Here is an 8,204-nt window from a genome sequence, read left to right on the forward strand (position 1 = left end):
GCCGGCGGACCGGTGGCGTCCGCGCCGGCCGCCGTGCCGGAGAGGGAACCCGCGGCGGCGAGGGCGATACAGAGCGCGGCCGCCGCCAGTCGGCCTCTCGGGCGCCGTCGCGCCGACCCGTTCCGGTTCGGTGTGAATCGCGTTGATTGCATACCACTCCCGCCGTGCACTCACTCGTGGACATCGTTGTCATGCACCGCGCGTGACGCTAGATCGTCTCCTTCGCACCCCGCAAGGGGTCAGCGCTCTCTTACGTGGCTGAGGCAACGACCGCTGCCGGGACGGGGAGTGGCGGGCTGGCCGGTACTCGCCGGGTCCCGGAGCCGGGAGGCGAGGGCGGTCGCGGTGCGTCAGCGCCCGGGCCAGCGCGAAGGCGTCGGCGGCCGTGCACCGCACTTCCCGTACGTCGGCTTCGTAGGCGGTGATCAGGCGGCCCGCCGGCAGCGCACTTGGTGCGCGGCACCGAAGATCTGGTCACACCCCTGTCACAGTGGCTGTCATCCATCGACGCGAAGGAACCTCCGTATGTTGATCACCGCCGCCCACGTCCTGGCCGGGGCCGACCGGCACGTCATCCCCGACGGGGCCGTTCTCGTACGGGAGGGCGTCATCGCCTGTGTCGGCCCGCGTGAGGAGGTCGAACGCCAGGCCCGGCCCGACGAGCCCCGACTCGCCCACCCCACCGGGACGGTTCTGCCCGGACTGATCGACGCCCACGTCCATCTCTGCTTCGACGCGGGACCGGGGCCGGTCGCCACGCTCCAGGACCAGGACGACGAGGCGCTGTTCGCCGACATGACGTCGCGCGCCGGGCAGTTGCTGGGCGTCGGCGTCACGACCGTGCGCGACCTCGGCGACCGGGGCGGCCTCGCCCTGCGCCTGGCGGAAGCGATCGGCGCGGGCCGGGCCGCAGGCCCCCGGATCGTCTCGGCCACCACACCCGTCACGCCGCCCGGAGGGCACTGCTGGTTCCTCGGAGGCGAGGCCTCGGGGCCGGACGAGGTGCGCGCGCTCGTGCAGCGCAATGCCGACGCCGGCGCCAAGGTCATCAAGGTGATGGAGACCGGGGGACGGCTCACCAAGGGCGGCGCCGAGAGCTGGGAAACCCAGTTCTCCGCCGAGGAGTTGGCGGCGCTCGTCGACGCCGCGCACGGCGCCGGTCTCCCGGTCGCCGCGCACGCACACGGCACCGACGGCATCGCTGCCGCGGTCGAGGCGGGCGTCGACACCATCGAACACTGTTCCTGGATGACGTCCGACGGGATCGAGGTCCGTGCGGACGTGATCGCCCGGATCGTCGAGAAGAACATCCATGTGTGCCCGACGATCAGCCCCCACTGGCCCATGCTGCCCAAGTTCTTCGGTGCCGAGCGCGCGAAGGCCATGTTCGACGCCGTACGGCAGATGGCGGACGCGGGTGTGCGGCTGATCGCGGGGACCGACGCGGGCGTGCAGCGGGCGGGCTTCGACGGGCTGCCCGCCAGCCTCACTTTCTACGAACACCTGGGCCTGCCCAAGGAGCGCATCCTGGCGATGGCCACCACGGAAGCCGCCCGCGCGCTGGGAGTCGGGAGCGAGACGGGGCAGCTCACCCCCGGCTTCAGCGCGGATCTCCTCGTCGTCGAGGGCAACCCGCTCACCGATCTCGGCGCGCTGCAGTCCGTCAAGACCGTCGTTGCGGCAGGGAGGCACTACGCGGCCGGCGCCGCCGAGTAAGGGCGTCACGAAGCCCCCCTTGTTGTTAGGGTTACCTAACTTCAAGGGAGGGGTGCGTCATGGCCAACGCGTCAGGGGAATCACCGGAGTTCGACCATCTCCTGCACTGTGTTCCCGAGGTGGAGTCCGCCGTCGCCGCGTACACCGAAGCCGGGCTGCCCGCCCACGCCAACCCGGCGCACCTGGGCTTCCGGAACGGCGCGTGGCGACTGGGCGTGCGCTACATCGAGATCCTCAGCGTCGTCGACCGCGCCGAGTTCGCCGGGAGCCCGTACGGCAGAGCGATGAAACCGATGATGCCGTTCGTCGACGACACTCTCGCGGCGGGCGGCGGCGCACTCAACTTCTCCATCCATGTCACTGACGTCGCCGCGACCACCGAGCGCCTTCGACGCCAGGGGCACGAGGTCGAGTTGCTCACCTTCGCCCGCGAGGGCTCACCCGTGTCGTTCCGGGAGGCCTTCCTCAGGGACGCCCCGCGCTGGGCGCCCTTCTTCGTCACCTACACGCCTGACCGGCAGGTCATCCTCGACACCTACCGCGGCGGCGGGGGCAACGGCGGGACGCACGACCTCGCGGGCTTCGTGATCGAGACGCCCGATCCGTCCGCGGCCGCCGCCTGGCTCGCCCGGCTCACGGAAGTCCCGGTCGACGCCGGTGGCACGGTCGTCCCCCTGCCCGGCGGCCACGTCCACTTCGCCGCCGGACCGGCCGACCGGATCACCACCCTCCTGCTGACCGGGGGCACCCCGCCGATCACGGACATCAGGGGCCTGGCGGTACGCCCGCTCTGAGGCGCCGACGGAGGGCCCACCGGGTACAAGTCACCTGGTCCAACTGGGTTGCTGCGCCTGGGGAGTTCCGCGCAACGCGGCTCCGCTGATCGCTGCGCCCCGGCAGGCGGTGCACGGCGTACCGCCGCAGACGCAAAAGCAGTTGCCGTGCGGACGGGTGTCCGGATGGGATGGCCGGATGATCCATCACGATGAGGCATCCGCCGTCCACCCGGCGACCCTGGCCTGGGTGAGCCGGCACCTGGAGGCGGGGGAACGGGTCGTGAGCGCCGAGGCACTGCACGGCGGCATCACCGCCGAAATGCGGCGGCTGACCATCGGGACGAGGGACGGCGGCACCCGCCACCTGGTGCTGCGGTCGTTCGTCGACCCGTCCCGCCTGGAACAGGCCGAGGACTGGCTGCACCGGGAGGCAGGCGCCCTGACCCTGCTCCCGGGAACCGGCGTGCCCGCTCCCGTCCTGGTCGCGGTGGACCCGACCGCCGCGCACTGCGCGTACCCGTCGCTCCTGATGACGCATCTGGCGGGGCGGACAGTCCTCGACGACGAGGGAGTCGAGGAGCGCGCCGCGCTGCTGGCCCGTCAACTCGTGGCGATCCACGCGGTACGGCCCGTCGAACGACCGCGGGGATACGTGACGTTGACGACCGCCGACACCGTCGTGACGCCGAAGGGCGCCGACGCGCAGACATGGGCAGCCGCGATCGACGTGATCCGCAGGCCCGCGCCGTCCTACGAAGGACGGTTCCTGCACCGGGACTTCCAGCCGGGCAACGTGCTGTTCGACATGCCGTCCGCGCAGCCCGCGGGCGCGCGGATCACCGGCGTCGTCGACTGGGCCGCCACCTCCTGGGGCCCGGCGGACCTCGACGTCGCGCACTGCTCCGCCAACCTCGCGCTGCTGCACGGCCCCGCGTGGGGGCTGTGGTTCGCCGAGGCGTACGAGAAGGCCGGCGGGGTGCTGGCCGCGGCCGCGGACGAGCGGCTGTACTGGCTGGTTCGGGACGCGCTGGCGTTCTCCGAAGAACTGGACCTCGTGTCGCGGCCATGGCGGGCGGCCGGGAGGAGCGATCTGACGACGCACGTCGTGGCGGAGCGGCTGGACGCCTACGTCACCGCTCTCATGGGCGCCCTGGGCTGAGAATGCCCGGAGCCGGGCGCGTGAGTGCGGGCGCGCGCCGCCCTCGGTGGACGGAGGCGAGGAGAGCGGTGGGTGGTCGGCTCGGCCAGGGGCCCGCCCAGGCCGCGCGGAAGGCGTCCACGAGCCGCGGCGGCGCCCGCGTCGTCCGTCCCGGGCCGGATCACCGGGAGGGCACGGGTGCCGGAACCTGCTCGTCGTTCCGCCGGACACGACCGAGGAGGAGGCGGAGCCGCTCATGGCGCGGGTGACCGCGGTGCGGTGGGCGAGGGGAGGGTGTGGCGCTCGGCCCGTCGTTATCGGGCCATCCTCGAACGCTCCGGCGGGGTCGCACGCTGGGCGTCGGCGCGTACCGCCTGACGGGGGCCCTGCCGGGGACGGCGCAAAGCGGCCCGTGCGGCGGTGTGGTGCGGCGCCCGGTGTGTTTCGCTCACCCGCATGTCCGTACATCCGTGGCTGTCGCCGGGAGGTTCGCGGCCCGGAGGCCGGGCCGCGCTCGCGGCCGTGTCCTGGCTGACCAGTCCGCTCTCGCCGGACGACTATCTCGGCCTGGTCGATCCGCTGTGGTCCGCCCGGCACCCCGCGGGCCGGGTGCGCGCCGTGCGGCGGGAGGCGCCCGGCGCGGCCACGCTGGTGATCCGGCCGGGCAGGGGCTGGAACGGGCACCGGGCCGGACAGTATCTGCCGCTCGGCGTCGAGATCGACGGCGTGCGGCACTGGCGTACGTACTCGCTCACGTCGCCACCCGGCAGGGTGCCCGGCGGCGAGCTCACCGTCACCGTGAAGGCCCGTCCCGACGGCCGGGTCTCCCCGCATCTGGTGCACCGTACGAAGCCCGGCACGGTGCTCCGACTCGGCCCGGCACAGGGGGAGTTCGTGCTCCCGCGGCCCCTGGCCCGCGATCTGCTGTTCGTGACGGCGGGCAGCGGCATCACGCCCGTCGTGGGAATGCTGCGCTCGCTCGCGCGGCACGGCGGCGACGGCGTGCCCGACACGCTGCTTCTGCACAGTGCGCCGTCGCCGGACGAGTGCCTGTTCCGTGCCGAACTGGCCGCGATGGAGCGCCGGTTGCCCTGGCTGCGGGTCCGAGTGACGTACACGCGCACGCAGGGGCGGCTCACCGCGCACCGGATCGGCGCACTGTGCCCGGACTGGGCCGGTCGGGACACCTGGGCCTGCGGTCCGGCCGGGCTCCTCGACGCGGCCGAGAGGCAGTGGGCCGCCGCGGGTGCGCGGGAGCGGCTGCGGGTGGAGCGCTTCCACCTGGTACCCCTGCGCGTGCCGGAAGCCGGTGCCGTCGGCGGCCGGGTGCGGTTCGGCCGCAGTGGCGTGGAGGCGGATGCCACGGCGGCGGCGCCGCTCCTGGAGGTCGGCGAGGCGGCGGGGGTGCCCATGCCCCACGGGTGCCGGCGCGGCCTCTGCCTCGGCTGTCTCGTCCCGCTCCTGGACGGCCGGGTGCGCGACCTGCGCACGGGTGAACTGCACGGTGGACCGGGCGAGTTGATCCAGACCTGCGTCAACGGCGCCGCGGGCCCTCTCGTCCTCGACCTGTGACACATCAGAGCTCTCCGAGGAGGCTCCCATGCCCGTACCGACGTCGATACCGACACCGATACCGATACCGACACGGACACCGACACCCATGGCGAACCCGATGCCGACCCCTGTGCCCGTGGTCGAGACCGCGGCCTCGGGCGGTGACCGCGCCGAAGAACTGGGCCGGGAACTGGACCGGCTGCGCGCCGAGGTCATCGCGGCCCGTGGACCGGACGACGCCCACTACATCCGTACGGTGATCGCCGTGCAGCGCGGCTGCGAGGTCGGCGGCCGGCTCGCACTCACCGTCTCGCTCGTCCCGCCCGCCTGGGTGGCGGGCACCGCCCTGCTCGCGGTCGCCAAGACGCTGGAGAACATGGAGCTCGGCCACAACATCCTGCACGGCCAATGGGACTGGCTGGGCGATCCGGCGATCCACTCGACCACCTGGGAGTGGGACTTCGCGACCCCCGCCGACGCCTGGAAACGCACCCACAACCACCTGCACCACACGTACACCAACGTCGTGGGCCGCGACCGCGACCTCGGCTACACCATCCTGCGCATGAGTGCGGACCAGCCCTGGCGCCCGCACCACCTGCTCCAGCCGCTGTACACCGCCCTGCTGGCGCCCGTCTTCGAGTGGGGCATCGCCCTGTACGACCTGGAGGTCGACGCGGTGCCCTCGGGCCGCAAGAGCGTGCGCAGCCTGCTGGGAGACGTAACGAGCCTGGCACGCAAGGCGGTTCACCAGGCGGCCAAGGACTACCTCCTGTTCCCCCTGCTGGCCGGCCCGTCCGCGCTGCCCTGCCTCCTGGGCAACGTCACCGCGAGCGCCGCCCGCAACGTCTGGGCGCACACGGTCATCTTCTGCGGCCATTTCCCCGGCGACGTAGAGACGTTCAACGAGGAGCGGATCGACTCGGAGAGCCGTGGGGAGTGGTACCTGCGCCAGATCCAGGGGTCGGCGAACATCGAGGGAGGCCCGCTCCTGCACCTGCTCGCCGGCAACCTCAGCCACCAGATCGAGCACCACCTCTTCCCCGACCTGCCCAGCAACCGCTACGCCCAACTCGCCCCGCAGGTACGGGAGATCTGCGAGCGCTACGGCCTCCCGTACGTCACCGGACCGCTGTGGCGTCAGTACGCGTCGATGTGGGGCCGCGTCCTGCGCCACGTCCTGCCCTAGGACGTACCACGGGGCGGGGCCCGATCAGGCCTCGTACTCCGTGAGGTCGATGGCGTGGACGCGCAGCGTGTCCTCGGCGTCCGACGGGCCCGCCGCGGGGCGGGTGATCTCCTTCTCGAAGGTCATCCCGAGCTTGCGCACGACGTTGGCGGAGGCCTCGTCGGCCGATTTCGTCAGCGCGACGATCCGCTCCAGGCCGCGGTCCTGGAGCGCGTACTCCAGCGTGGCCTGGGCGGCCTCGCTCGCATAGCCCTGGCCCCAGAACTGGCGGCCGAGGAGCCAGGTGACGGCGACCTCGTGCGCGTACTCGGGGAGCCCCTGAGGCACCGTGAGACCGACCGCTCCGGCCAGCTCGCCCGAACCGAGGAGTTCGACGGCGAAGACCCCGAAGCCCTCGTCGTCCCACTCCTCCTCCCACTCCTCGATCCGCCCGGCGGTCGCGTCCGCGTCCAGGACGGAGCCGTCCCCGAGGAAGCGCATCACCTCGGGCTGGGAGTGGATCTCGGCCAGCGGGTGGAGATCGTCGATCTCGTGCCAGCGGCGCAGGAGGAGGCGGGGGGTGTGGATCTCGGTCATGGGGTCATTGTGCGGGATACGTGCGGTGTGTCCTGCCGCAGGGTCCGGGCCGCGGCGCGGTGTCCGGCGGCCGCCCCGGGGTCCGTCGCGTCGAGGAGGACGGCGATGCCCTCGTGGGCCAGCGCCTCCTCGTGCCGCAGTCCCCGGCCCGGGGCCAGCTCCAGGGTCCGCCGGTGCAGGCGCAGCGCCTCCTCGGGCAGGCCCGCCAGGCGGCAGGTCTCCGCGTACCCGTGGAGGAAGCGGACCTGCCAGTGCTCCTCGAACAGCTCGTCCAGCAGGGCGAACGCCTCCCGGTGGCGGGTCAGCGCCTCCTCGTACCGGCCCATGCGGCGCAGCGCGACGCCGAGACAGTTCAGACACCACGCCTCGTTGTTGAGGTGGCCGTCCTCGCGGGCCTGTGACAGTGCCTGACGCAGGTGAAGGGCCGCCTCGTCCGGTGCGTCGTCGGTGAGGGACATGCCGAGGGTGAGGCGGGCCGTGAGCGCGGGCGGCCAGGTGGGGTCGGTGTGCGGAACGTCCAGCACCTCGCGGGCCAGCTGGGCCGCCTCCTCGCGCCGGCCCAGCTGCAGCATCGCCCACGCCTCGGAGGCGGCCGCATGGGCGGAGCCCGTCGGGCAGGCGGCGTTCGCGTACAGCTTCCGTGCCAGCCGGAAGAGCGCGAGGGGCTCCTCCGGCGAGTCCACCTCGTCCCACTTCAAGTAACCGCGTCGCAGGGTCAGTTCGGCCTCCAGGGCGGTGTCCTCGGTCGTCGACAGCAGGTGCTGCGCCGTCCCGTACGCGGCCGCTGCCTCGGCCGTGCGCCCCGCGTTATAGCGGGCGAAGCCCAAGTCGCTGTGTGCCAGGGCCAGTTGACGAGGATCGTCGAGGCGCTCCGCGGCGGCCAGGGACCGTTCGAAGAGGGCGTTGAGGTGGGTCGTGCCGCAGCGTCGTGCGAAGTAGGCCCGCAGGAACCGGGGCAGCTCGCGCACGTGCGCGTCGGCGCCGACGGCCGCCGCCGTCTCGAAGGCGGCCACCAGGTTCTCGTACTCGGCGACGAGCCAGGCGAAGGCCGCGTTCTTGTCGGCGAAGTGCGGCAGCGCGGCCGGTGCCCGGCCCGCCCGGGCCTGCGGGGCGGGCGACAGGAACGGCAGGGCCGTGTCGGCGGCGGCCGCCGCGTGCACGTAGTAGTCGAGGAAGCGGCCGAGGGCCCGTTCGCGTTCGGCGGGCGAGTCCTGTTCCGCACCGGCCCGGCGCGCGTGCTGACGCACCAGGTCGT

At 72.9% G+C, this 8,204-nt stretch carries 7 protein-coding genes; 5 read left to right on the forward strand and 2 right to left on the reverse strand.

The window, feature by feature from the left end:
- The first annotated feature begins 525 nt into the window (after positions 1–525).
- From G3I40_RS34945 to G3I40_RS34965, 5 genes are all read left to right on the forward strand, one after another.
- The gene (locus G3I40_RS34945; RefSeq protein ID WP_164558866.1) at positions 526–1,716 is read left to right on the forward strand and encodes an amidohydrolase family protein; all 1,191 of its coding nucleotides are present in this window, start codon (positions 526–528) and stop codon (positions 1,714–1,716) included.
- Positions 1,717–1,775: 59 nt separating this feature from the next.
- Entirely contained in the window at positions 1,776–2,510 is a 735-nt protein-coding gene (locus G3I40_RS34950) for a VOC family protein (RefSeq protein WP_164558867.1), read from the forward strand.
- Positions 2,511–2,688: 178 nt separating this feature from the next.
- Positions 2,689–3,651 (forward strand): phosphotransferase, encoded by a 963-nt coding sequence (locus tag G3I40_RS34955; protein WP_164558868.1) that lies wholly within the window; start codon positions 2,689–2,691, stop codon positions 3,649–3,651.
- A 435-nt stretch (positions 3,652–4,086) separates the two neighbouring features.
- A complete protein-coding gene (locus tag G3I40_RS34960) occupies positions 4,087–5,202 on the forward strand; it encodes a ferredoxin reductase (protein WP_164558869.1) in 1,116 nt (371 codons plus the stop codon).
- 100 nt (positions 5,203–5,302) lie between these two features.
- On the forward strand, positions 5,303–6,373 hold the full coding sequence (locus G3I40_RS34965) for an acyl-CoA desaturase (protein WP_203645333.1): 1,071 nt from the start codon (positions 5,303–5,305) through the stop codon (positions 6,371–6,373).
- A gap of 24 nt (positions 6,374–6,397) precedes the next feature.
- Here the strand turns inward: G3I40_RS34965 and G3I40_RS34970 are convergent, their stop codons facing one another.
- Together G3I40_RS34970 and G3I40_RS48010 are read right to left on the reverse strand one after the other, a co-directional pair.
- Positions 6,398–6,949: a GNAT family N-acetyltransferase gene (locus tag G3I40_RS34970; RefSeq protein WP_164558871.1), complete on the reverse strand. Its 552-nt coding sequence runs from the start codon at positions 6,947–6,949 to the stop codon at positions 6,398–6,400.
- Positions 6,946–8,204 (reverse strand): tetratricopeptide repeat protein (locus tag G3I40_RS48010; protein WP_164558872.1); only part of this gene is annotated, 1,259 nt, incomplete at its 5' end. The genes G3I40_RS48010 and G3I40_RS34970, both read right to left, overlap by 4 nt.

Origin of the sequence: Streptomyces sp. SID14478 (assembly GCF_010548525.1) — a bacterium.
Classification (GTDB): domain Bacteria; phylum Actinomycetota; class Actinomycetes; order Streptomycetales; family Streptomycetaceae; genus Streptomyces.